The sequence below is a fragment of the Pseudomonas sp. KH_046_1 genome (assembly GCF_057839025.1).
Window position 1 is genome coordinate 1231619 of sequence record NZ_CM174481.1, and the last position, 22689, is coordinate 1254307.

Sequence of the window (22689 nt, forward strand, 5' to 3'; positions counted from 1 at the left end):
TCACACCCCGCCTGCAAGGGTGTCGCGCAACTGGACCATTGCTTCCCGCGCCCAGCGTGCGCTGAGGCGCTGCCCGGTCTGGTGTTGCGCGCTGCTGTCGATCCACTGATTGTTGGCCTGGCTGATGTTCAGGGTCTGGCCGTTTTCCAGTTTCAACTCATAACGGGTGGCGCTGCCCTGGTACTGGATGTCGTGGAGCAAACCGCTGACTTCGATCTCGTGGCTGGCCAGCGGTCCTTCGGCGAAACGCACGTGTTCCGGGCGAATCGAGAACGGCTGCGGATTGCCGCTGAGCTGCCAGGCCAGCTCGCCGCGAATCACGTTGGAGGTGCCAACGAATTCCGCCACGAAGGTGGTGGCCGGCTTCATGTACAGGTTGCGCGGGCTGTCGACCTGTTCAATGCGGCCTTTGTTGAACACGGCCACGCGGTCGGACATCGATAGCGCTTCGGTCTGGTCGTGGGTGACGAAGATGAAGGTGATGCCGAGCTGGCGTTGCAGCTTTTTCAGCTCGCCCTGCATTTGCTCGCGCAGCTTCAGGTCGAGGGCACCGAGCGGTTCGTCGAGCAGCAGCACCCGTGGACGGTTGACCAAAGCGCGGGCCAGGGCCACGCGCTGGCGCTGACCGCCGGAGAGCTGCACCGGCTTGCGCTCGCCGTAGCCGCCGAGGGCGACCATTTCCAGGGATTCCTCGGCGCGCTTGAGGCGTTCGGCCTTGCCGATGCCTTTGACTTTCAAGCCGTAGGCGACGTTGTCGCGAACGTTCATGTGCGGGAACAGCGCGTAATCCTGGAACACGGTGTTCACGTCGCGCTGGTACGGCGGCAGGCCGGTGGCCTCTTCGCCATGAATACGGATGGAGCCTGCGCTCGGTTGTTCAAAGCCGGCGATCAGACGCAAACAGGTGGTTTTGCCAGAGCCGGACGGCCCCAGCATGGAGAAGAACTCGCCGTCCTGGATGTCGATGGAAACCCGGTCTACGGCTTTCACTTCGCCGAATAGACGGGAGACGTTGGTGAACTGGACTGCAAGCGTCATGGTGCGGTGCTCCAAAAAGGCGAAGGCCGTCGCAGCGGCCCTGCCTGGACTTCTGAAAAAACGAACATCTTTTATCTGCCAGCCGAGTGCGGAAGCGGCAACGACGGTGATCAATTGTGGGAGCGAGCTTGCTCCGGGCGGCGTTCCGACGATGGCGGAGTGTCAGTCGATAGAAATACTGACTGTAATGCCCTCATCGCGAGCAAGCTCGCTCCCACAGGGGAGGGCGGGTTATCTACCGCCCATGATCGCGATGTAATCCTGGGTCCAGCGGCTGTACGGCACGAACTTGCCGCCTTCAGCCTGCGGGGTTTTCCAGAAGGCGATCTTGTCGAACTGGTCGAAACCGTTGGTCTTGCAGCCTTCGGCGCCAAGCAGTTCGCTCTCCTTGCACGCCGCCGGAACCGCTGGCAACGAGCCGAACCACGCTGCTACGTCACCCTGGACTTTCGGTTGCAGCGACCAGTCCATCCACTTGTAGGCGCAGTTCGGGTGCTTGGCCTCGGCATGCAACATGGTGGTGTCGGCCCAACCGGTGGCGCCTTCTTTCGGGATGGTCGAGGCGATTGGCTGCTTCTCGTTCATCAGGCCGTTGACCTGATACGGCCAGGCACCTGAGGCGACCACGCCTTCGTTCTTGAAGTCACTCATTTGCACGGTGGTGTCGTGCCAGTAGCGGTGGATCAACGGCTGCTGGGCGCGCAGCAGATCGAGCACGGCCTTGTACTGGGTTTCGGTCAGTTCGTACGGACTCTGGATGCCCAGTTCCGGTTTGGCGGTCTTCAGGTACAGCGCCGCGTCGGCGATGTAGATCGGGCCGTCATAGGCCTGCACGCGGCCCTTGTTCGGCTTGCCGTCCGGCAGGTTTTCCGCCTTGAACAGCACGCCCCAGCTGGTGGGCGCGGTCTTGAACACGTTGGTGTTGTACATCAGCACGTTCGGGCCCCACTGATAGGGGGCGCCGTAGGTCTGATTGTTGACCACGTACCACGGCGCATCTTTCAGGCGTGGGTCGAGGTTCTTCCAGTTCGGGATCAACGCAGTGTTGATCGGCTGCACACGCTTGCCGACGATCAGGCGCAGGGAGGCGTCGCCGGACGCCGTGACCAGGTCGTAGCCGCCCTTGGCCATCAGGCTGACCATTTCATCGGAGGTGGCAGCGGTCTTGACGTTGACCTTGCAGCCGGTCTCCTTCTCGAAACCGGTCACCCAGTCGTAGGCCTTGTCACTCTCGCCACGTTCGATGTAGCCGGGCCAGGCCACAATATCCAGTTGGCCTTCGCCCGCCCCGACAGCTTTGAGCGGCTCGGCGGCCTGGACACTGGCACTGGCCAGCAGCACGGTGGTGATTGCACTGAGCAGTGCGGTCTTGTGCACGAACATGGGAATTCCCTCTTCTTTAAATTATGGTCGGGGCAGTTGTGAACGTGGTGAAGCATGCCGTTGGCGGCTTGTTATTAGCGTAGTCAGAGATGCTCGCCATGGCGGGCCATGATGTGCCGCACCACGCTGTAGTCCTGAAGCGAATCGCTGGACAGGTCTTTGCCGTAGCCCGAACGTTTCAGGCCGCCATGGGGCATTTCGCTGACCAGCATGAAGTGGCTGTTGATCCAGGTGCAGCCGTACTGCAAGCGCGCCGCGACCTGCATGGCCTTGTCGAGGTTCTGGGTCCAGACCGACGAGGCCAGGCCGTATTCCGAATCGTTGGCCCAGTCCACCGCTTGTTCGAGTTCATCGAAGCGGGTCACGGTGACCACCGGCCCGAACACTTCGCGCTGGACGATCTCGTCACTTTGCTTACAGCCGGCGAGCAGGGTCGGCTGGTAATAGAAGCCGGCGCCGGAATGCACCGCCGCGCCGGTCACCCGCTCGATGTGCGGCTGGCCGAGGGCACGCTCGACAAAACTGGCCACGCGGTCGCGCTGGCGGGTGCTGATCAGCGGGCCGATTTCGTTGTCGGCGTCGCGTTTGCCGGCGAAGCGCAGGCTGCTGACGGCTGCGCCGAGCTCGGCCACCAGACGGTCATGTATCCCGGCCTGGGCATAAATGCGGCAAGCGGCGGTGCAATCCTGGCCGGCGTTGTAATAGCCGTAAGTGCGCACACCTTCGACCACGGCCTGAATGTCGGCATCGTTGCAGACGATCACGGGGGCCTTGCCGCCGAGTTCGAGGTGGGTGCGTTTTAGCGTTTTCGATGCCGCCTGGAGAATCTTCTGGCCGGTGACGATATCGCCGGTCAGCGACACCATGCGCACTTTAGGGTGATTCACTAGATGGCTGCCGACGCCTTCGCCACCACCGCAAACGATGTTGATCACACCCCGTGGCAGGATCTCGGCCAGCGCCGGGGCCAGGGCCAGGATCGAAAGAGGCGTGTGTTCCGACGGCTTGAATACCAGGGTGTTGCCGGCGGCCAGGGCCGGGGCGATTTTCCACGCGGCCATCATGATCGGGTAGTTCCACGGCGCAATCGACGCTACGACCCCGATAGGATCGCGCCGGACCATGCTGGTGTAGCCCGGCAGGTATTCGCCGCTGAGCTGGCCGGTCTGGCATCGCACGGCACCGGCGAAGAAGCGGAATACGTCGACCGTGGCATTGAGGTCATCCTGACGGGCCAGGTGCAACGGCTTGCCGCAGTTCATGGATTCGAGGCGGGCCAGCAGGTCGGCGTTTTTTTCGATGGCATTGGCGATCTCCAGCAACAGGTTCGAACGTTGTTGTGGCGTGGTCCGTGACCAACCGGCAAAGGCACGGTGGGCGGCGAGGATAGCGGCTTCGACTTGCTCGGTGCTGGCTTCGGCGATCCGGGTCAGGACTTCGCTGGTGGCGGGGTTGAGAATCGGCTCGACACAGCCTTGACCGGCAACCAATTCACCATCGATCAACAATGCGGTGAACAACGGGGTCTGCGCGCCAGTCATTTTTCGGGTTCTCGTTTTTTGTGTGGCTTCTTGTGTAGACATGGCAGCGCTCCCTGTGACTGGGGCCCGGCCGTCTTTATTGGATGCAACAAGACTAGTTCGCGGACCCGAGGACAACAAATACTAAATACTGAAGGTGGCGTTCGATTAAATAGATGGCTTGCGCCCGCCGTGGGGTTGTTCGCGGGCAACCGTGAGAAACGGGTCCACCAGCGCCGGTCGCGCGGTGCCGCGGCGCCAGGCCAGGCCGACATCGAGGGTCTGGCTGAGGTCGGCAATCGGCCGTGCTTCGATGATGTCGCCCTCCAGTGACCACGGGCGATAGGTCATGTCAGGCTGGATCGACACGCCCAATCCGGCGGCCACCAGGCTTCGCACCGCTTCGGTCGAGGCCGTGCGCAGGGTGATGCGCGGCTGCAAGGAGGCTGCCGACCACATGCGTTGGGCGTTGCGGTCCATTTCATCGACGTTCAGTTGAATCAATGGCTCGCGGGCCACGTCGGCGAGGTTGATGCTGTCGTGTTCCAGCAGTGGGTGCTGGGCGGGCAGCCATAGCCGGTGCGGCGAATGGGTCAACACTTCGGTCTGCAGGGCGTGGCGGTCTTCGAGGTTGGAGAGGATCAACACGCCGACATCGATCTCGCCGCTGACCAGCAAATGCTCGATGTACGGGCGCTCATCTTCCATCACGCGGATTTCCACGTTGGGGTAGGCGCGCTGGAAGCGGGTGAGCAGATCCGCCAGGTAATAACCGGCCACCAGGCTGGTCACGCCGACGATCAGTTGCCCGGCGACCTGGTCGGTGCTCTGTTGCAGGCTGCGCTTGGCGTTATCCACCGTGGCCAGGATCAAGTGCGCCTGACGCAGGAATTGATGCCCTTGGTGGGTCAGGGTCATGCCCTTGGCGTGGCGGCTGAACAGGCTGACGCCGATTTCCTCCTCCAGTTGCTGGATCGCCAGGGTCAGGGTCGATTGGGAAATGAACGCGGTTTGTGCGGCGGCCGAGATCGAGCCGGTCTCGGCCACGGCGATGAAGTGACGGATCTGACGCAAGGTCATCATGGGAAAGCACCCGGTGGGCTGTTTTTATCGATTGGCGAGAGTGTATATCGTTTTTTCTGATAGTCAGGTGCAAGCGGCAGCGCGGGCATTGAGGCAATGCAACATCTGGAAGCACTCTCGCCCACGGGACGTGGGCACTTTCGTTTTAGGCTGGTGGTCTTGGTTTCAGGTTAAACGTCTTGTGGAGGCGGTAAATGAACACCCGTGGATTGCTCGATCAACTACTCAAGTCCGGCCAGGAGCTGTTGCAGAGCAAGGCCGGCAGCTCACAGCAAAAGGGCGCGAGCGGTGGCAACGGTGCCCTCGGCAGCTTGCTCTCCGGCGCGAGTGGCGGGGCATTGGCGGCAGGCGCCATGGGTCTGCTGCTCGGCAGCAAAAAGGCCCGTAAAGTCGGGGGCAAGGTCGCGGTCTACGGCGGTCTCGCCGCGTTGGGCGTGCTGGCCTATAAAGCCTATGGTAACTGGAAGGCGCAGCAGGGCGGTGCAGCCGGTACGGAGCCGCAAACCCTGGACCGCGTGCCGGCTGCGCAAGTCGAGCTGCACAGTCAGGCGATTCTCAAGGCGCTGGTGGCCGCGGCCAAGGCTGACGGTCATGTCGATGAGCGCGAGCGTGCCTTGATCGAAGGCGAATTCACCCGGCTCGACAGCGACCAGGAGCTGCAACACTGGCTGCACGCCGAGCTCAACAAGCCGCTGGACCCGAGCGATGTCGCCCGCGCCGCCCGTTCTCCGGAAATCGCCGCCGAGATGTACATCGCCAGCGTGATGATGGTGGACGAGGAAAACTTCATGGAGAAGGCCTACCTCGACGAACTGGCGCGCCAGCTCAAGCTGGAGCCGGGGTTGAAAGCCGAGCTGGAGAAGCAGGTTCGCCAGGCTTCCCTGTAAACCGTCAGACTGCATTCGCGAGCAGGCTCGCTCCCACATCAGGTCTTCAGTGATCACAGATTCTGCGTACGCCAGAGATTCAATGTGGGAGCGAGCCTGCTCGCGATGGCGTTTTCAGTCACACCACCGCCCCAATGGCCATTCCACGGCCCCTTTCTACCCAATCACCCCTGGCACCCATCCCCTTCAATAGCGGACAGTCCCGCTCCAGAGCCCATCCCGCCTTTTTTCAACGGGATGAGAAGTGGCGCGCAACCGTCTTATAAATGAAACACCGCCCTCAGCTATACTCCCCGCATTTCGAATCAGGCCCGAGGATTGACTGTGAAGAACTGGACGTTACGCCAACGCATTTTGGCGAGCTTTGCGGTAATTATCGCCATCATGTTGCTGATGGTCGTCGTGTCGTATTCCCGTTTACTGTCGATTGAGTCCAGTGAGAACGTTGTGCGCTCGGACAGTGTTCCCGGGATTCACTACAGCTCCCTGATTCGCGGTGCCTGGGTCGATGATTACGTGCTGACCCAGCAACTGATCGGGCTGGGGGGCGGTCGAGGCATGACCCAGACTGACAAGGATATGTACCAGGGGATTGAGGAACGGCTGCAACGCGCGATGGCCAGCTACCAGGGTACCATCTTCGAAAAAGATGATCGGGCAAGGTTCGAGGAGTTTGAAAAGCTGCACGATCAATATGACAAGCTGCTCGAAGAGGTACTCGATGCCTACCAGCAAAAGGACTTCGAACAGGCCCGTCGCATCCTCGCCGAACAGATGACCCCGGCATGGGCTGCCGGCCGCAAACAGCTGGATGAACTCATTGAGTTCAACAGGGAGGCGGCTGAGGCGGCCACTGACTCGATCATTTCATCGGTAGCGGTGGCGAAGCTGATCATGGGCATTTCGTTGCTGGTCGCAGTCATTAGTGCCGGGTTGTGTGGTCTTTTGTTGATGCGCGCGATCATGGCGCCGATGAACCGCATCGTGAGAATCCTCGAAATCATGCGCACTGGCGACCTCAGCAGCCGCCTGAATCTGGAGCGCAAGGACGAATTCGGCGCGGTAGAGACCGGTTTCAACGACATGATGACCGAGCTCACTTCTCTGGTGTCCCAGGCCCAGCGGTCGTCGGTGCAGGTGACCACGTCGGTGACCGAGATCGCCGCGACATCCAAGCAGCAACAAGCCACCGCCACCGAAACTGCCGCCACCACCACGGAAATCGGCGCGACCTCCCGTGAGATCGCCGCCACTTCCCGGGATCTGGTGCGCACCATGACCGAGGTCTCCACCGCCGCCGATCAGGCTTCAGTGGCCGCCGGCTCCGGACAACAGGGCCTGGCGCGCATGGAGGAAACCATGCACTCGGTGATGGGCGCGGCCGATCTGGTCAACGCCAAGCTGGCGATCCTCAACGAGAAGGCCGGCAACATCAATCAGGTGGTGGTGACCATCGTCAAGGTTGCCGACCAGACCAACCTGTTGTCGCTCAACGCCGCCATCGAGGCCGAAAAGGCCGGTGAGTACGGCCGCGGTTTTGCCGTGGTCGCCACTGAAGTGCGGCGTCTGGCGGACCAGACCGCCGTCGCCACGTACGACATCGAGCAGATGGTGCGCGAGATCCAGTCGGCGGTGTCGGCCGGGGTGATGGGCATGGACAAGTTCTCTGAAGAAGTGCGCCGCGGCATGTCCGAGGTGCAGCAAATCGGCGAGCAGTTGTCGCAGATCATCCATCAGGTTCAGGCGTTGGCGCCGCGGGTGTTGATGGTCAACGAAGGCATGCAGGCCCAGGCCACGGGCGCGGAGCAGATCAACCATGCGCTGGTGCAGTTGGGCGATGCCAGCAGCCAGACGGTCGAGTCTCTGCGCCAGGCCAGTTTCGCCATCGATGAGCTGAGCCAGGTGGCCGTCGGGCTGCGCAGCGGCGTTTCGCGATTCAAAGTCTGATGAGCGAAATCACGGCCAAACGCTCTGTCGTGACGCAGGCGCTACATGCATTGTTTCTGGTGTTTCGCATCGGCAACGAGCGCTATGCCTTGAAGGCTATCGAAGTGGCTGAAGTGCTGCCGCGCCTGCCCTTGAAGCCCATTGCCCATGCCCCCGCCTGGGTCGCCGGGGTGTTCGCCTATCGGGGCACCGTGGTGCCGGTGATCGACTTGAGCGCACTGACCTTTGGTACGCCTGCACAGGCCCGTACCAGCACGCGACTGGTGCTGGTCAACTATCACCCGGATGAATCCGCCGAGTCGCAGCTACTCGGGCTGATTCTGGAACAGGCGACTGACACCTTGCGCTGCGATCCGGCGGATTTTCAGCCCTACGGCCTGGACAATCGCCAGACGCCTTACCTCGGGCCGGTGCGCAAGGACGAGCAGGGTTTACTGCAATGGGTACGCGTCGGCGATCTGCTGGACGATCAGGTGCGCGCATTGTTGTTCCCCTCGCCGCCAATGGATCCCGCGCTGCTGCAGGAGCGGCCATGAACAGCGACCAGCGTTTTTTCGACTTCCTCAAGGAAACCATCGGACTCGACGTGACCTCGGTAGGGCCTGCGATCATCGAGCGAGCGGTGCGCCAGCGCAGCATCGCTGCGCAAGCACCCTCGGCCGATGAATATTGGCGAACCTTGCAGGGCTCGCGGGACGAGCAGCAGGCGTTGATCGAAGCGGTGATCGTTCCGGAAACCTGGTTCTTCCGGTATCCGGAGTCCTTCGTCACCCTGGCGAAACTGGCGAGCAAGCGTCTGTCCGAGATCAACAGCCTGCGCGCACTACGGATTCTCAGCCTGCCATGCTCCACTGGCGAAGAACCGTACTCGATCGCCATGGCGTTGCTCGATGCCGGGCTCAAACCGCACCAGTTCAAGGTCGACGGCCTGGACGTCAGCCCGTTGTCAGTGGAAAAAGCCCGGGGGGCGTTGTACGGCAAGAATTCCTTTCGGGGTGACGACATTACGTTTCGCGACCGTCATTTCATTGTCGAAGGCGAGAGCTATCGCCTCGATCAGCGCGTGCTTGAGCAAGTGCGCCTGCAGGTCGGTAATCTGCTGGATCCGGCCTTGCTGGCCGGTGAGCCGCCCTTCGATTTCGTGTTTTGTCGCAACCTGCTGATCTATTTCGACCAGCCGACCCAGAAGCAAGTCTTCGAAGTCCTCAAGTGCCTGACCCACGTTGACGGTGTGCTGTTTATCGGGCCGGCCGAGGGCAGTCTGCTGGGGCGTTTGGGGATGCGCTCGATCGGTATCGCACAGTCCTTCGCGTTCAGCCGGCAAGGGATGCCGGACCCTGAACCCTTGCCGGCATTCGTTCCAGCGCCATTGCCAGTGCCGCAACCGCTGCGCAATCCACCGCCTGCGCCAGTGCGCAGCCGTCCGTTTGCCCGGGTTGCGCCGCTGCAGGCTGCGCCTGCAATCTCAGGTGCCGACACTGCCGCGCTGCTGGCCAATATCGCCGTGCTGGCCGATGAAGGCAAAAGCGCCGATGCGCGAGCGGCGTGTGAAAGCTACTTGTGCAGCCATGAGCCGGTGGCTCAAGTCTTTTATTGGTTGGGACTGCTTAGCGATGTGGCCGGCAATACCCTTGAAGCCCAGGGTTTTTACCGCAAGGCGTTGTACCTCGAACCGCAACATCCTGAGGCGTTGATGCACCTGGCCGGGTTGCTGCAGGCCCAGGGCGACGCGATGGGAGCCAGACGATTGCAGGAACGTGCCGCCCGCAGCGCACGCGCCGCCGACAGTGAGCGTAAACGATGATCGCCGCCGACACCTTTAGCGTCACCCGGGATGCCCAGGCCATCGACGATTGCTGGAACCGCATCGGTATCCACGGCGACAAGTCCTGCCCGCTGCTCAGCGAGCATATTCATTGCCGCAATTGTACGGTGTATTCCGCGGCCGCCACACGCTTGCTCGATCGCTATGCATTGCAGCAGGAAGATCGCGGGCCAGTGTCCGTCGCGGTCGAGAGCGAGGTGAAAACCCGCTCGCTGTTGATGTTCCGTTTGGGGGAGGAGTGGCTGGGGCTCGCGACCCGTAGTCTGGTAGAGGTGGCGCCGCTGCAAGCGATTCACTCTTTGCCGCATCAACGTTCACGGGCCTTGCTCGGTGTGGCGAATGTGCGCGGTGCGCTGGTCGCCTGCCTGTCGCTGGTGGAGCTGCTCGACCTCGACGGCACCAGCAACGTGGCACCCGGCGCGCGGGTCATGCCACGCATGTTGATCATCGCTGCTGATGGCGGGCCGGTGGTGGTGCCGGTGGACGAGGTCGACGGGATTCATGCCATCGATGAGCGCATCCTCGATGCCGCGTCGCGCTCGGGTGCTCAGGCCAGCGCCAAATACACCCGTGGCGTGTTGCAATTCAAAGGTCGCAGCCTGCGTTGGCTGGATGAAGAACAGCTGCTGTCCGCCGTGACCCGGAGCCTCACATGACCCCCGAGCAAATGCGCGACGCCTCTCTGCTGGAGCTGTTCAGCCTGGAGGCCGAAGCCCAGACCCAGGTCTTGAGCGCCGGCCTGCTGGCGCTTGAGCGCGATCCGACCCAGGCCGATCAACTTGAATCGTGCATGCGTGCGGCGCACTCGCTCAAGGGGGCGGCGCGGATCGTTGGCGTCGATGCCGGGGTCAGCGTTGCCCATGTGATGGAAGATTGCCTGGTCAGTGCCCAGGAAGGCCGCCTGTTGCTGCGCCCCGAGCACATCGATGCGTTGCTGCAAGGCACCGATTTGCTGATGCGCATCGCCACGCCGAACAGCACGCCGGGGGCCGCGGACATCGACGCCTATGTGGTATTGATGGCGGGGTTGCTGGACCCGGCGGCGTTCCTGATTGCGGCTGCTGCACCGGTGATGGCCGAGCTACAACTCGAGGCACCCGTGCCCAAGGTCGAGCCGCCGGCGCCTGCCATCGAACCGCCACCGGCACCAGCCCCGAGCAAGACCAAACGCACCACCGAAAACGGTGAACGTGTGCTGCGTGTCACCGCCGAGCGGCTGAACAGCCTGCTCGATCTGTCGAGCAAATCCCTGGTGGAAACCCTGCGGCTCAAACCGCACCTGGCGACTATGCAGCGACTCAAACGCATGCAGAGCAACAGCCTGCGCGCACTGGAGAATCTCAATGTGCATCTCAAGGATCACGTCTTGAGCCTGGAGGCTCAGGAGACCCTTGAGGATGCGCGGCGATTGCTCGCGCAATCCCAGCAACTGCTCATGGAAAAGAACGCCGAACTCGATGAGTTCGCCTGGCATGCCAGCCAGCGGGCACAGGTGTTGTACGACACGGCGCTGGCCTGTCGCATGCGGCCGTTTGCCGATGTGCTGACCGGGCAGGTGCGGATGGTCCGGGATCTGGGGCGCGATCTGGGCAAACAGGTGCGGCTGGAAATTGAAGGCGAAAAAACCCAGGTCGATCGCGACGTACTGGAAAAGCTCGAAGCACCGCTGACTCACCTGTTACGCAATGCGGTCGACCACGGCATCGAAACCCCGGAACAACGCCTGCTGGCCGGCAAGCCGGCTGAAGGTTTGATTCGCCTGCGCGCTTCTCATCAGGCCGGTTTGCTGGTGCTCGAATTGAGCGATGACGGCAATGGCGTGGATCTGGAAAAGCTCCGCCGAAGCATCGTTGAACGAAGTTTGTCGCCCGCGCAAACCGCTGCTCAGTTGAGTGAAGAGGAGTTGCTGACGTTCCTGTTCCTGCCCGGTTTCAGTCTGCGCGACACGGTCACCGAGGTGTCCGGTCGCGGCGTCGGCCTGGATGCAGTGCAGCACATGGTCCGGCAGTTGCGCGGCGCGGTGGTGCTGGAGCAGGCGGCAGGCGAGGGCAGTCGTTTCCACCTTGAGGTACCGCTGACCCTGTCGGTGGTGCGCAGCCTCGTGGTGGACGTCGGCGACGAAGCCTATGCCTTCCCGTTGGCCCATATCGAGCGCATGTGCGACCTGGAGCCGGCGGATATCGTGCAGGTCGAAGGCCGCCAGCATTTCTGGCACGAAGGCCGGCATGTCGGCCTGGTGGCAGCCAGTCAGTTGCTGCAACGTCCGGCCAGCCAGAACAGCGGGCAAACCCTGAAAGTCGTGGTGATTCGCGAGCGCGATGCCATCTACGGGGTGGCGGTGGAACGGTTTATCGGTGAGCGGACATTGGTGGTGCTGCCGCTGGATGAGCGTCTGGGCAAGGTGCAGGACATTTCCGCCGGGGCCCTGCTCGACGACGGCTCGGTGGTGCTGATCGTCGATGTCGAAGACATGCTGCGTTCAGTGGAGAAGCTGCTCAACACAGGTCGCCTGGAGCGCATTGCCCGTCACAGCAATCAGGTGGTCGAGGCGGCCCGCAAACGCATTCTGGTGGTGGATGATTCTCTGACCGTGCGAGAGTTGCAGCGCAAGCTGTTGCTCAATCGCGGCTACGACGTGGCGGTTGCGGTGGACGGCATGGACGGCTGGAACGCGCTGCGTTCGGAGGATTTCGACCTGCTGATCACCGACATTGATATGCCGCGCATGGATGGCATCGAACTGGTCACGCTGCTGCGTCGGGATAATCGCCTGCAATCGCTGCCGGTGATGGTGGTGTCCTACAAGGATCGTGAAGAGGACCGGCGCCGTGGACTGGATGCCGGGGCCGACTATTATCTAGCCAAGGCCAGTTTCCATGACGACGCCTTGCTCGATGCAGTGGTCGAGCTCATCGGAGGAGCACGAGCATGAGGATCGCAATCGTCAATGACATGCCCATGGCGGTGGAGGCCCTGCGCCGCGCCTTGGCATTCGAGCCGGCCCACGAGGTGGTCTGGGTCGCCGGCAATGGTGCCGAGGCGGTGCGCCAGTGCGCGCTGGACACGCCGGACCTGATTCTGATGGACCTGATCATGCCGGTGATGGACGGCGTCGAGGCTACGCGGCGGATCATGGCCGAGACCCCCTGTGCCATCGTCATCGTCACCGTGGATCGCCAGCAGAACGTGCACCGGGTGTTCGAGGCCATGGGTCACGGTGCGCTGGACGTGGTCGACACCCCGGCCCTCGGCGCCGGCAATGCCCAGGAAGCGGCCGCGCCGTTGTTGCGCAAGATCCTGAATATCGTCTGGCTGATCGGCGACAAGGGCAACCGCCCGCGCCCGGCGCCGGTACCGTTGCGCAGTTCGGGCTCTCGTCAGAGCCTGATCGCCATTGGCTCATCCGCCGGTGGGCCCGCAGCGCTGGAAGTCTTGCTCAAGGGACTGCCGCGTGATTTCTCTCCGGCCATCGTGCTGGTGCAGCACGTTGACCAGGTGTTTGCCGCCGGCATGGCCGAGTGGCTCGGCAGCGCCAGCGGCCTCGACGTGCGGCTGGCCCAGGAAGGCGAACCGCCGCAAAGCGGCGCGGTGTTGCTGGCCGGCACCAATCATCATATTCGCTTGCTGAAAAACGGCACGCTGGCCTACACCGCCGAACCGGTCAACGAGATCTACCGGCCCTCCATCGATGTGTTCTTCGAGAGCGTGGCCAGTTACTGGAGCGGTGACGCCGTGGGGGTTTTGCTCACCGGCATGGGACGTGATGGCGCCCAGGGGCTTAAACTCATGCGCGAACAGGGCTACCTGACCATCGCACAAGACCAAAGCAGCAGTGCGGTGTACGGCATGCCGAAGGCGGCCGCGGCCATCAATGCTGCCGTGGAGATTCGCCCGCTGGACAAGATAGCACCACGATTGCTGGAGATTTTCGCCAAATGAGCACCTTTTTCCTCATTCCTGGCTCAGGTAGTACTCAGGTGACCGCACATGACTGAATTACAGCTCGACGACTTCAAGACCGACGAAAACGCCGCCATGGTGTTGCTGGTGGACGATCAGGCCATGATCGGCGAAGCCGTGCGCCGCGGCCTGTCGAACGAAGAGAATATCGATTTCCACTTCTGCGCCGACCCGCACCAGGCCATCGCCCACGCGGTGCGCATCAAGCCGACGGTGATCCTGCAGGATCTGGTGATGCCCGGTCTTGATGGCCTGAGCCTGGTGCGTGAATACCGCAATCACCCGGCGACCAAGGACATTCCGATCATTGTCCTGTCGACCAAGGAAGACCCGCTGATCAAGAGCGCGGCCTTTGCGGCCGGGGCCAACGATTATCTGGTCAAGCTGCCGGACAACATCGAACTGGTCGCGCGCATCCGCTATCACTCGCGCTCCTACATGACCCTGCTGCAACGGGACGCAGCGTACCGCGCGTTGCGGGTCAGCCAGCAGCAACTGCTCGACACCAATCTGGTGCTGCAACGCCTGATGAACTCCGATGGCCTGACGGGATTGTCGAACCGTCGGCACTTCGATGAATACATGGAGCTGGAGTGGCGCCGTTCGCTGCGTGAGCAGAACCAGTTGTCGTTGTTGATGATCGACGTGGACTACTTTAAAGCCTATAACGACAGCTTCGGCCACCTGGAGGGTGATGAAGCCCTGCGCAAGGTCGCCGCGGCGATCAAGGATGCCAGCGCCCGGCCCTCGGACCTGCCGGCCCGCTACGGCGGCGAAGAGTTTGCCCTGGTACTGCCCAATACCTCCCAGGGCGGGGCACGGCTGGTGGCGGAAAAGCTGCGCATGACCGTGGAAGCCCTGAAGGTCCCGCACATTTCACCGAGCGAAGGGTCGAGCCTGACCATCAGTATCGGCCTGTCGACCATGACGCCGACAGCGGGCAGCAATTGCCGCGAATTGATCTCGGCGGCGGACAAGGGGCTGTATTCGGCGAAGAACAATGGGCGTAATCAGGTGGGGATCGGGTAACGGTACAACGCTTCGTAGCGCTGTAGCAGCTGCGGAGCCCGCGAGGCTGCGTCCGAAGACGAAGCCCTCGCAAACCCTGTGCATGAAGTTTGACTAAAGAAGCTTGTTGCATGATTTACGAGGGTTTTTGTACGGATAGTCGCTCCATACAATTATTGGTTGTTATTTAAGAATGCTGGCAGGTTTGCTTTCGAGTGTCTGAAAATAATCATGTCAGCTATTCATAAAGGTTTGGGGGTAGTGTCGTGTTTAATAAAAATAAAAGTGAATCTCACAATAAGTATTCTTATTCAAAATCTTCTTTTGGCATCTGACAATCTGGGCATAACCAATCTTCGGGCAGATCGTCCCAAGGCGTGCCTGGTGGTATTCCATTCTCAGGATCGCCCAGAGCGGGATCATACTCATAGCCGCAAACAGTACAACTCATTATTTTTTCTTTGTTTGACATGACTTTTCCTGAGGGGGGTTAAAGTGTGACGGTGGCGATCAAGCCAGTTGCTCCTAAGATGAAACCAATTAGAGCGCCTCTTTCTGGCAACTCCTTTAGCATTGCGTATATCACAATTGGTTCAAGAATAAGAAGGAGCGTCAAGGAAGCAACAGTTACTACCCAGATGTTTCCGGTTGCTTGATATCCTAGCCAGTACGCAAAAACTAGACTTATGCCAGCAATGCTGATAAGGACTATAGGTTTTACAAATATTAAAGGGTTTTCCAATGATCGGTCGGGAAGCTTGGAGGCATATACTTCGCTGTAAATCGTTAGTATCTCACCGAAAACCATCAGTATTAAGGAGGCAGCCATGTAGCAGTGATTTTTCATTTTTAACCTTTAGCTAGTATGGATAAAATGTCATTTACTACAGGGTCTCCGAGTTCGCTTGATTTTAGCAAAAAGTGAGGGCCGTCGTGATCAAAAAGAAATGTGTTCTGATAGGGCATATTTTCAAGCTTGGCAATGTTGTGAAGTATGTCTTCGGCTTTATGTAAGTTTGAAGAATGTTTGTGTTTTAGTATTTTTATTGCATTCCCGAAGTGTATGGCCTCGTCCGCAATCAGATTTTTAATCCATATGTTGAAGTTTTCGTGCCCGAACTCATTGTAGAATGTGTCTTTTTTATATGTTTTGACTGATGTGTATTCATCGTAAGCCAATAGAAGTAGTAGGTTGAATTCGCTTGTAAACATTTCTTGTAGTTGATCGAAATTCCCGGTTCTTGTTTTTAGTTGATCTATCAGTTCTTCCTCGGTTGAGCCAAATAAAAGGCGAATAAGCTCAAAAAAACCGTCGGAATGATTTTTTTCATCTGCAAACCATAGGTCGAGATACTGGACGAAGTATGGCGAGAATTTTGCTCTCTGTTGGTGTAAATTATGATAAAGATTGATGGCGTCATACTCAGAAAATAAGTCTGCCATAAAAAATTCTTTGTACTTTAAGTCAATTCCAGGGTTTGTCCATTCGCCACCAGATATTTCATTGAAAAGTGCTCTTGAACTCCAGTGTCTTTTTGTTAGAAAAAATGGGTTCATTTTTTTCTCCTGTAGTCCGGTTTATGCATTTATTTTTTTTATGATGGTGGGGATTATGAAGTCTCTAATTTCTTGTTTTTGAATAGGGAAGTCTGGCGTGTTGTGGTCCAGAACAAATGTTCCAGAGTAGTTTGGTTTCTCGAAGTCTATAGCGAAGATTTCTTCCAGGATTGAAGCGGTTTCATTAATCCTCTCGGGGAATAATTTTTTGGCTTTTTCGATAAAAGAGAAGAAATGATTGATTTCATCTTTTTTTGTTTTTCTGATCCAGTTCGAAAGCTGTGGAGATTCGAATTTATCGTACTTCACTATGCTGCGGTGGTAAACGTGTGTGGTAATAATTTCGTCGTAGGCCAGCATGATGAGAAGTTTGAATGTGTCATCAGTTATTGGGTTGATTGCACTGAAGTCTGGGTTTCTAACTTCAGCCTCCAGAGTAACTTGATCAAGGGGGATGCCTGTGAATGATGAATAGATAAGAGCAAAACCATAGGCATGGTCAATTTCGTCCCTGAGCCAAGGGTTTAGTACTCCCACTAGTGACGGAAAGTAAGTCGGGTATTTTGTCTTTAAATGCCAATAAAGTCGCCGTGCATCGTACTCAGTAATTATTGAGTCGAATAATATTTCCTTCCATTCAGTGCGCTCGATATTGCTTAATTTTGTATCAGGGAATCGGAAGTTTGCCAGCACCACGGCAGCATCCGGGGTCGAACGGGGGGGGATTCTGGGTTCTGTTGTTCTTGTTGTGTTCATGGTGTTTGACTTCCATTGTTTTATCAGTTTTTTTGGTGTACCCTAAAATTATGAAATTGTAGAGTGTCGCTGCAGTTTGGGCGCCAGTCAGTTTCTTGGATAATTATTGGCTGCCAGTACGGCTCTACGAAGTCGTAGATGTATTCCCAGTCTAGACTTTCGGATTCTAGAACCCCGGATTCTGAATTTTGCTCGGCCCACTTCATGCCGGCAAGGATGCTTGATGTGACTTGTAGGCTCGTCGCACTGTTGTGTTTTGCCATTTTTCTTGCCTTGCCTATTGAAAGATTAGAACCGAGCCAAAGTGATTTGTATTTTTTGCTGATCAGGAAAATGCCGAGTTCGTCGATGCCGGAAACTATATCGTCTTTCATTACTTCCTTTGATTCGATCTGATCTTCACTCCCACTGCAAAGTAAATGCATTGAATCTACTGCTTGGTCGCAAGGATGATATGCGTAGTATACGGTTGGTCGATATTTGGGTGCTGATGGGGTGTCTGAAGTTAAATATTCGGCGATTGATAGCGATTCATTATGTGTTAGTAGATATGCGTTAAATTCTAAGTAATTGGGAGACCAGCTTTTTACGATGACATTTCGGCCTTGTTCAATCAGTTCGAGTGAGTATCCGTTGTTCTTGGCGTTCAATGGAGCGTCTACTTCGTGAGATCCCCAGCCCAGCTCCGACGGTTGCAAGCACTCTGTAATCAGTCCGTCCACAGACCACGTGCAGATAAAGCTTTTTGGTTCGCGCTTTTTGGACGAAGTTTGTGTGTCTCGTTCTGATATTTGTATGACCTGTAATTCTAAGCGTTCTGATAGTTTGGCCCACTCGGGTTGTGTTGTTGGTTGTTCATGTATTCCATTTTTCAGTGCCATTTCAAGCATTGCTTTTTTTAGCAATATAGATATAAATCCAGGGTTTGCTCCGTGCCCAACAATTGCTGTTGTTGTGCTGGTCTGGGTTTGCGCATATTGCTTCAGGCTTTCCCTTAGCGAGTGATTGCTTTTTAAGTTGTTGTTGTTTTGATTTACGTACTCCCAAGGCTCTATGCACGTGTCTAAATATAGTGTGTTGAATTGCTGGGCTAAATTTATCAGAGCTAAGCTGGAAACAGATACCGCCAGATTTAAGAGAAAGCTGCTGTCACTTAATAATGGTGACAAAACACTGTGGAAGTTATTTGGGGTTATCAGCTTTTTGTTTAATATTGCGGAATACTCACTCGCGATATTTTTTCGAATTGTGTCGATTTCTTTATCGAAAATAATGATTTCTGAATTGTAGTTCTCTGAAAGTAGCGGTAGCAAAGCTTGGGCGATACTTCCAAAGCCTACAATTATTATTCTGTCGATTTTTTTCATGGTAGTCCTTTAATTGGTAAGTTGAGGTGACATATCCATGTTTTTCGGTGGTGCTGTAGCTTGCTTGGGTTTCTGATGATTAAGGTTTTCGATGATGGTGTTAGTAAAGTGTTGGTGGTTTTTTTGTGTTGCATAGTTATAGGGAAAGCAAGTGCATTGCGCAATTGCGAATTAAGTAGGATTGGTCCGTAATTTTTGAGGTTGTTTTCCTACAGATCGGTCGAGGTCTTAATCTTGTTGTTGATTAGTACTCTGGGAGATGTTTACGGCATCATCCTCAAGGACGAGTTGTTTGCAGCCATGGCAGTTGCGCGAGCCATACAGCCGCGCGACAGCGGTGCTATCGTGCAAACCGGCTGGTTGTGGGCCCAGCAGGCCATCAGAACCACACTGTCGGCGGATTACTTGGTCGTGAATGCCGGTGTGTATGTACAGCCGCGCAACCAGGCCCTCGAACGGGCTTCACCAAGCATTTGCATCAACTCAGTGGCCCCGGCCATGGTTGAATCTCTAGTCTAGGGCGCCTTCCTGGGAGTCGAGCCGGTCAAGGACGTTGCCAACCTTTAACCCTTTCCATCAACTGCGGCATAACGGTCAGCCCGCTGATGTAGCTTGGGTCATTCCGTTTCTGGTATCGAATCAGCCTTCGGGGATCACCGGCACTGTGCTTCCAATCGACAGCGGCATCACTGAAAGACATTAGCAGGGTGATGGCAGCGTTGATGGTTAATGTAAGGCAGGAAAAACTGAAACCATTCGCCGGTAAACCCGCCATGCGGGCTGCCGGGACCGCTTGATTACGGTATACTCGCCGGCTTTCAAAAGTTCGCCAACGAGTGCTGCCCGTCATGGAAATCAACCCGATCCTGAACACCATCAAGGACCTGTCCGAGCGCTCCGAAACTATTCGGGGGTATCTTTGACTACGATCAAAAGCATGAGCGTCTGACCGAAGTCAATCGCGAGCTTGAAGATCCGAGTGTCTGGAACAAACCTGAATACGCCCAGGAACTGGGCCGCGAGCGCGCTGCGCTGGCGCAGATCGTCGATACCCTGGACGAATTGAACACGGGTCTGGCCGATTGCCGCGACCTGCTGGACATGGCTGTTGAAGAGAACGACGAAGGCGCAGTGGGCGATGTCGTCGCCGAGCTGGCCCGTCTCGAGGAAAATCTGGCGAAGCTGGAATTCCGACGCATGTTCAGCCACGAAATGGACCCGAACAACGCCTATCTGGACATCCAGGCCGGCTCCGGCGGCACCGAAGCCCAGGACTGGGCCAACATCCTGTTGCGCATGTACCTGCGCTGGGCCGACAAACGCGGTTTTGACGCGACCATCATGGAACTGTCCGCCGGTGAAGTCGCCGGGATCAAGGGCGCCACCGTGCACATCAAGGGCGAATACGCGTTTGGCTGGTTGCGGACCGAGATCGGCGTGCACCGTCTGGTGCGCAAGAGCCCGTTCGACTCCGGCAACCGTCGCCACACCTCGTTCTCTGCAGTGTTCGTCTCGCCAGAGATCGATGACAAGGTGGAAATCGAAATCAACCCGGCAGACTTGCGGATCGACACCTATCGCTCCTCCGGTGCCGGTGGTCAGCACGTAAACACCACCGACTCGGCCGTACGTATCACCCACGTACCGACCAACACCGTGGTCAGTTGCCAGAACGAACGGTCCCAGCACGCCAACAAAGACACCGCCATGAAAATGCTGCGGGCCAGGTTGTACGAGCAGGAAATACAGAAGCGCAACGCGGCGTCCCAGGCGCTGGAAGACACCAAGTCCGATATCGGCTGGGGTCATCAGATCCGTTCGTACGTGCTCGATGCCTCGCGGATCAAGGATCTGCGCACCAACATCGAACGCAGCGACTGCGACAAGGTACTCGACGGCGATATCGACGAATACCTGGAAGCGAGCCTGAAGTCCGGGCTGTAAGTTACTGACACACCGCGATCCCCTGTAGGAGCCGGCTTGCCGGCGATCCCCGGCCGCAGGCCGGGGAAAACGAACCAGATGGAATATTTAAAGACATGAGCGACCTAGAACTCGACCCGCAAGCCCTGCAACAGGAAGAAAACTCCCTGATCGCCCTGCGCAAGGAAAAGCTTGCTGCCGAGCGCGCCAAGGGCAATGCCTTCCCGAACGACTTCCGCCGCGAAAACTACTGCGAACAACTGCAGAAACAGTACGCGGACAAGACCAAGGAAGAGCTGGCAGAGGCTGCGATCCCGGTCAAGGTTGCCGGTCGCATCATGCTCAACCGTGGTTCGTTCATGGTGATCCAGGACATGACCGGGCGCATCCAGGTCTACGTCAACCGCAAGACCCTGTCCGAAGAAACCCTGGCTGCGGTGAAAACCTGGGACATGGGCGACATCATTGCCGCCGAAGGCACCTTGGCCCGTTCCGGCAAGGGCGACCTGTACGTTGAAATGACCAACGTGCGCCTGCTGACCAAATCCCTGCGCCCGCTGCCGGACAAGCACCACGGCCTGACCGACACCGAACAGCGCTACCGCCAGCGCTACGTCGACCTGATCGTCAACGAGGACGTGCGCCAGACTTTCCGCGTGCGTTCGCAAGTCATCGCCCACATCCGCAGCTTCCTGATGCAGCGTGATTTCCTGGAAGTGGAAACGCCGATGCTGCAGACCATACCTGGCGGCGCGGCAGCCAAGCCGTTCGAAACCCACCACAATGCGCTGGACATGGGCATGTTCCTGCGTATTGCGCCGGAGCTGTACCTCAAGCGCCTTGTTGTTGGCGGGTTCGAGAAAGTGTTCGAGATCAACCGCAACTTCCGTAACGAAGGCGTTTCGACTCGTCACAACCCTGAATTCACCATGTTGGAGTTCTACCAGGCCTACGCCGACTACGAAGACAACATGGACCTGACCGAAGAACTGTTCCGCGAGCTGGCGCAGCTGGTTCTGGGCAGCACCGACGTGCCGTACGGCGACAAGGTGTTCCACTTCGGCGAGCCGTTCGTGCGTCTGTCGGTGTTCGACTCGATCCTCAAGTACAACCCTGAACTGACCGCCGATGACCTGAACGACATCGACAAGGCTCGCGCCATTGCCAAGAAGGCCGGCGCCAAGGTGCTGGGCTTCGAAGGCCTGGGCAAGCTGCAGGTGATGATTTTCGAAGAGTTGGTCGAGCACAAGCTGGAACAGCCGCACTTCATTACCCAGTACCCGTTCGAAGTGTCGCCGCTGGCCCGTCGCAACGACGACAACCCGAACGTCACCGACCGTTTCGAGCTGTTCATCGGTGGTCGTGAAATCGCCAACGCCTACTCCGAGTTGAACGACGCGGAAGACCAGGCCGAGCGCTTCATGGCCCAGGTGGCCGACAAGGACGCCGGCGACGACGAAGCCATGCACTACGACGCCGACTTCGTTCGTGCGCTGGAGTACGGCATGCCGCCAACGGCGGGTGAAGGCATCGGTATCGACCGTCTGGTGATGCTGCTGACCAACTCTCCGTCGATCCGCGACGTGATCCTGTTCCCGCACATGCGGCCGCAAGCGTAAGTGTTTCAAATAAAAAGCCGCCTTTGAGGCGGCTTTTTATTGCCTGTCTGGTACAAACGTATCAACTTGTTACTTTCATCTGAGAGGAAATACCTGTCGTGATTCGTGCAATAGCTCAAGAAGGTGCAGCGGGTGTCGCCACTGCGGTCGCTGAAAGTGTTCAGTACCAGGGCCGCAAGGCCAGCCGACAGGGCAGCGAACAGCGACGACAGGAAATCCTGGACGCCGCGATGCGCATTGTCGTGCGTGACGGTGTACGGGCCGTACGGCACCGTGCGGTGGCCGCCGAGGCGCAAGTGCCGTTGTCGGCGACCACTTACTATTTCAAGGATATCGATGACCTGCTCACCGATACCTTCGCCCAATACGTGGAACGCAGTGCGGCGTACATGGGCAAGCTTTGGGTGAACAACGAGGGCCTGCTGCGCGACATGATCGACAGGGGCGATGGCAGCCCGCAGGCGCGCTCGAAACTGGCGGACGACATTGCACGGCTGATGACCGATTACGTTCACCGGCAACTGGTCAATCGTCGCGAACATTTGATGGCCGAGCAGGCGTTCCGTCAGGAGGCATTGCTCAACCCGCGCCTGGCCGAACTGGTGCGCTCGCATCAGCAAATCCTGTTGCAGGGCTCTTGCCAGCTGTTCCAGGTGTTGGGCTCGCGCGAGCCGCATCAGGATGCCAAGGTGTTGACGGCGATTATCGGCCGGATGGAATATCAGGGCCTGCTCAACGTAGACGAGCCTGCCGCCGAAGAGGAAATGCTCGGCATCCTGACGCGCTACATGCACCTGGTGCTGGCGTCAGTGTAGG

Annotated in this window: 21 protein-coding genes and 2 pseudogenes; 14 read left to right on the plus strand and 9 right to left on the minus strand. The window is 58.0% G+C overall.

Going from position 1 to position 22689, the window contains the following annotated elements:
* From AC3IT9_RS05465 to AC3IT9_RS05480, 4 genes are all read right to left on the minus strand, one after another.
* The gene (locus tag AC3IT9_RS05465) at positions 1-1038 is read right to left on the minus strand and encodes an ABC transporter ATP-binding protein (RefSeq protein WP_150757277.1); all 1038 of its coding nucleotides are present in this window, start codon (positions 1036-1038) and stop codon (positions 1-3) included.
* A gap of 231 nt (positions 1039-1269) precedes the next feature.
* The gene (gene ydcS / locus AC3IT9_RS05470) at positions 1270-2421 is read right to left on the minus strand and encodes a putative ABC transporter substrate-binding protein YdcS (RefSeq protein ID WP_489272333.1); all 1152 of its coding nucleotides are present in this window, start codon (positions 2419-2421) and stop codon (positions 1270-1272) included.
* Positions 2422-2504: 83 nt separating this feature from the next.
* Positions 2505-3962 (minus strand): gamma-aminobutyraldehyde dehydrogenase, encoded by a 1458-nt coding sequence (locus tag AC3IT9_RS05475; RefSeq protein ID WP_489272335.1) that lies wholly within the window; start codon positions 3960-3962, stop codon positions 2505-2507.
* Between the two features lie 147 nt (positions 3963-4109).
* The gene (locus AC3IT9_RS05480; RefSeq protein WP_007975056.1) at positions 4110-5024 is read right to left on the minus strand and encodes a LysR family transcriptional regulator; all 915 of its coding nucleotides are present in this window, start codon (positions 5022-5024) and stop codon (positions 4110-4112) included.
* Positions 5025-5218: 194 nt separating this feature from the next.
* On the opposite strand from AC3IT9_RS05480, the gene AC3IT9_RS05485 reads away from it, so the two are divergent.
* The 9 genes and pseudogenes from AC3IT9_RS05485 to AC3IT9_RS05525 all read left to right on the plus strand — a co-directional run bounded on the left by AC3IT9_RS05485 (position 5219) and on the right by AC3IT9_RS05525 (position 14672).
* Entirely contained in the window at positions 5219-5911 is a 693-nt protein-coding gene (locus AC3IT9_RS05485; protein WP_489272337.1) for a tellurite resistance TerB family protein, read from the plus strand.
* A 384-nt stretch (positions 5912-6295) separates the two neighbouring features.
* A pseudogene (locus AC3IT9_RS05490) lies at positions 6296-6715 on the plus strand (MCP four helix bundle domain-containing protein); the annotation flags it as partial.
* Positions 6716-6784: 69 nt separating this feature from the next.
* A pseudogene (locus AC3IT9_RS05495) lies at positions 6785-7858 on the plus strand (methyl-accepting chemotaxis protein); the annotation flags it as partial.
* Positions 7858-8394, plus strand: coding sequence for a chemotaxis protein CheW (locus AC3IT9_RS05500; protein WP_150728230.1), 537 nt, complete (start codon positions 7858-7860; stop codon positions 8392-8394). The pseudogene AC3IT9_RS05495 and the gene AC3IT9_RS05500, both read left to right, overlap by 1 nt.
* Positions 8391-9662: a CheR family methyltransferase gene (locus tag AC3IT9_RS05505; protein ID WP_489272338.1), complete on the plus strand. Its 1272-nt coding sequence runs from the start codon at positions 8391-8393 to the stop codon at positions 9660-9662. The genes AC3IT9_RS05500 and AC3IT9_RS05505 overlap by 4 nt, the downstream gene beginning before the upstream one ends.
* Positions 9659-10339: a chemotaxis protein CheW gene (locus AC3IT9_RS05510; protein ID WP_150673026.1), complete on the plus strand. Its 681-nt coding sequence runs from the start codon at positions 9659-9661 to the stop codon at positions 10337-10339. Before AC3IT9_RS05505 ends, AC3IT9_RS05510 begins: the two co-directional genes overlap by 4 nt.
* Positions 10336-12615 carry a hybrid sensor histidine kinase/response regulator gene (locus tag AC3IT9_RS05515; RefSeq protein WP_150728233.1) on the plus strand — a complete coding sequence of 760 codons (2280 nt, stop codon included), beginning with the start codon at positions 10336-10338 and terminating at the stop codon, positions 12613-12615. The genes AC3IT9_RS05510 and AC3IT9_RS05515 overlap by 4 nt, the downstream gene beginning before the upstream one ends.
* On the plus strand, positions 12612-13622 hold the full coding sequence (locus AC3IT9_RS05520; protein ID WP_150728234.1) for a chemotaxis response regulator protein-glutamate methylesterase: 1011 nt from the start codon (positions 12612-12614) through the stop codon (positions 13620-13622). Before AC3IT9_RS05515 ends, AC3IT9_RS05520 begins: the two co-directional genes overlap by 4 nt.
* Positions 13623-13670: 48 nt before the next feature.
* Positions 13671-14672, plus strand: coding sequence for a diguanylate cyclase (locus AC3IT9_RS05525; RefSeq protein WP_489272339.1), 1002 nt, complete (start codon positions 13671-13673; stop codon positions 14670-14672).
* Positions 14673-14958: 286 nt separating this feature from the next.
* On the opposite strand, the gene AC3IT9_RS05530 is transcribed toward AC3IT9_RS05525, so the two are convergent.
* The 5 genes from AC3IT9_RS05530 to AC3IT9_RS05550 are packed head-to-tail and all read right to left on the minus strand — an operon-like array spanning position 14959 to position 18331.
* Positions 14959-15123: a rubredoxin gene (locus AC3IT9_RS05530; protein WP_150754229.1), complete on the minus strand. Its 165-nt coding sequence runs from the start codon at positions 15121-15123 to the stop codon at positions 14959-14961.
* Between the two features lie 18 nt (positions 15124-15141).
* On the minus strand, positions 15142-15480 hold the full coding sequence (locus AC3IT9_RS05535) for a hypothetical protein (RefSeq protein WP_489273482.1): 339 nt from the start codon (positions 15478-15480) through the stop codon (positions 15142-15144).
* 20 nt (positions 15481-15500) lie between these two features.
* Positions 15501-16208: a hypothetical protein gene (locus tag AC3IT9_RS05540; RefSeq protein WP_489272341.1), complete on the minus strand. Its 708-nt coding sequence runs from the start codon at positions 16206-16208 to the stop codon at positions 15501-15503.
* A 21-nt stretch (positions 16209-16229) separates the two neighbouring features.
* Positions 16230-16964, minus strand: coding sequence for a ferritin-like domain-containing protein (locus AC3IT9_RS05545; protein WP_489272342.1), 735 nt, complete (start codon positions 16962-16964; stop codon positions 16230-16232).
* Positions 16965-16987: 23 nt separating this feature from the next.
* Positions 16988-18331 carry a saccharopine dehydrogenase NADP-binding domain-containing protein gene (locus AC3IT9_RS05550; RefSeq protein ID WP_489272343.1) on the minus strand — a complete coding sequence of 448 codons (1344 nt, stop codon included), beginning with the start codon at positions 18329-18331 and terminating at the stop codon, positions 16988-16990.
* 234 nt (positions 18332-18565) lie between these two features.
* Between AC3IT9_RS05550 and AC3IT9_RS05555 the strand changes: the two genes are divergently transcribed.
* The 5 genes from AC3IT9_RS05555 to AC3IT9_RS05575 all read left to right on the plus strand — a co-directional run bounded on the left by AC3IT9_RS05555 (position 18566) and on the right by AC3IT9_RS05575 (position 22688).
* A complete protein-coding gene (locus AC3IT9_RS05555; RefSeq protein ID WP_489272344.1) occupies positions 18566-18850 on the plus strand; it encodes a hypothetical protein in 285 nt (94 codons plus the stop codon).
* A gap of 34 nt (positions 18851-18884) precedes the next feature.
* The gene (locus AC3IT9_RS05560; protein ID WP_489272345.1) at positions 18885-19034 is read left to right on the plus strand and encodes an SDR family oxidoreductase; all 150 of its coding nucleotides are present in this window, start codon (positions 18885-18887) and stop codon (positions 19032-19034) included.
* A 145-nt stretch (positions 19035-19179) separates the two neighbouring features.
* Positions 19180-20275 (plus strand): peptide chain release factor 2 gene (gene prfB, locus AC3IT9_RS05565; protein ID WP_115947770.1). Its coding sequence is split into 2 segments (ribosomal slippage): positions 19180-19251 and positions 19253-20275, totalling 1095 coding nucleotides; the frame shifts between segments, so codons are not numbered across the junction.
* 95 nt (positions 20276-20370) lie between these two features.
* Positions 20371-21873, plus strand: a complete 1503-nt coding sequence (lysS, locus tag AC3IT9_RS05570) for a lysine--tRNA ligase (RefSeq protein WP_150717887.1) — start codon at positions 20371-20373, stop codon at positions 21871-21873.
* Between the two features lie 98 nt (positions 21874-21971).
* A complete protein-coding gene (locus tag AC3IT9_RS05575; RefSeq protein WP_150728237.1) occupies positions 21972-22688 on the plus strand; it encodes a TetR/AcrR family transcriptional regulator in 717 nt (238 codons plus the stop codon).
* The last annotated feature ends 1 nt before the right edge of the window (position 22689 follow it).

Bases quoted from the DNA above. Each gene is read 5' to 3' on its own strand.
- AC3IT9_RS05465 (WP_150757277.1), bottom strand. From the start codon at position 1,038: ATGACGCTTGCAGTCCAGTTCACCAACGTCTCCCGTCTATTCGGCGAA.
- ydcS (WP_489272333.1), bottom strand. From the start codon at position 2,421: ATGTTCGTGCACAAGACCGCACTGCTCAGTGCAATCACCACCGTGCTG.
- AC3IT9_RS05475 (WP_489272335.1), bottom strand. From the start codon at position 3,962: ATGACTGGCGCGCAGACCCCGTTGTTCACCGCATTGTTGATCGATGGT.
- AC3IT9_RS05480 (WP_007975056.1), bottom strand. From the start codon at position 5,024: ATGATGACCTTGCGTCAGATCCGTCACTTCATCGCCGTGGCCGAGACC.
- AC3IT9_RS05485 (WP_489272337.1), top strand. From the start codon at position 5,219: ATGAACACCCGTGGATTGCTCGATCAACTACTCAAGTCCGGCCAGGAG.
- AC3IT9_RS05500 (WP_150728230.1), top strand. From the start codon at position 7,858: ATGAGCGAAATCACGGCCAAACGCTCTGTCGTGACGCAGGCGCTACAT.
- AC3IT9_RS05505 (WP_489272338.1), top strand. From the start codon at position 8,391: ATGAACAGCGACCAGCGTTTTTTCGACTTCCTCAAGGAAACCATCGGA.
- AC3IT9_RS05510 (WP_150673026.1), top strand. From the start codon at position 9,659: ATGATCGCCGCCGACACCTTTAGCGTCACCCGGGATGCCCAGGCCATC.
- AC3IT9_RS05515 (WP_150728233.1), top strand. From the start codon at position 10,336: ATGACCCCCGAGCAAATGCGCGACGCCTCTCTGCTGGAGCTGTTCAGC.
- AC3IT9_RS05520 (WP_150728234.1), top strand. From the start codon at position 12,612: ATGAGGATCGCAATCGTCAATGACATGCCCATGGCGGTGGAGGCCCTG.
- AC3IT9_RS05525 (WP_489272339.1), top strand. From the start codon at position 13,671: ATGACTGAATTACAGCTCGACGACTTCAAGACCGACGAAAACGCCGCC.
- AC3IT9_RS05530 (WP_150754229.1), bottom strand. From the start codon at position 15,123: ATGTCAAACAAAGAAAAAATAATGAGTTGTACTGTTTGCGGCTATGAG.
- AC3IT9_RS05535 (WP_489273482.1), bottom strand. From the start codon at position 15,480: ATGGCTGCCTCCTTAATACTGATGGTTTTCGGTGAGATACTAACGATT.
- AC3IT9_RS05540 (WP_489272341.1), bottom strand. From the start codon at position 16,208: ATGAACCCATTTTTTCTAACAAAAAGACACTGGAGTTCAAGAGCACTT.
- AC3IT9_RS05545 (WP_489272342.1), bottom strand. From the start codon at position 16,964: ATGAACACAACAAGAACAACAGAACCCAGAATCCCCCCCCGTTCGACC.
- AC3IT9_RS05550 (WP_489272343.1), bottom strand. From the start codon at position 18,331: ATGAAAAAAATCGACAGAATAATAATTGTAGGCTTTGGAAGTATCGCC.
- lysS (WP_150717887.1), top strand. From the start codon at position 20,371: ATGAGCGACCTAGAACTCGACCCGCAAGCCCTGCAACAGGAAGAAAAC.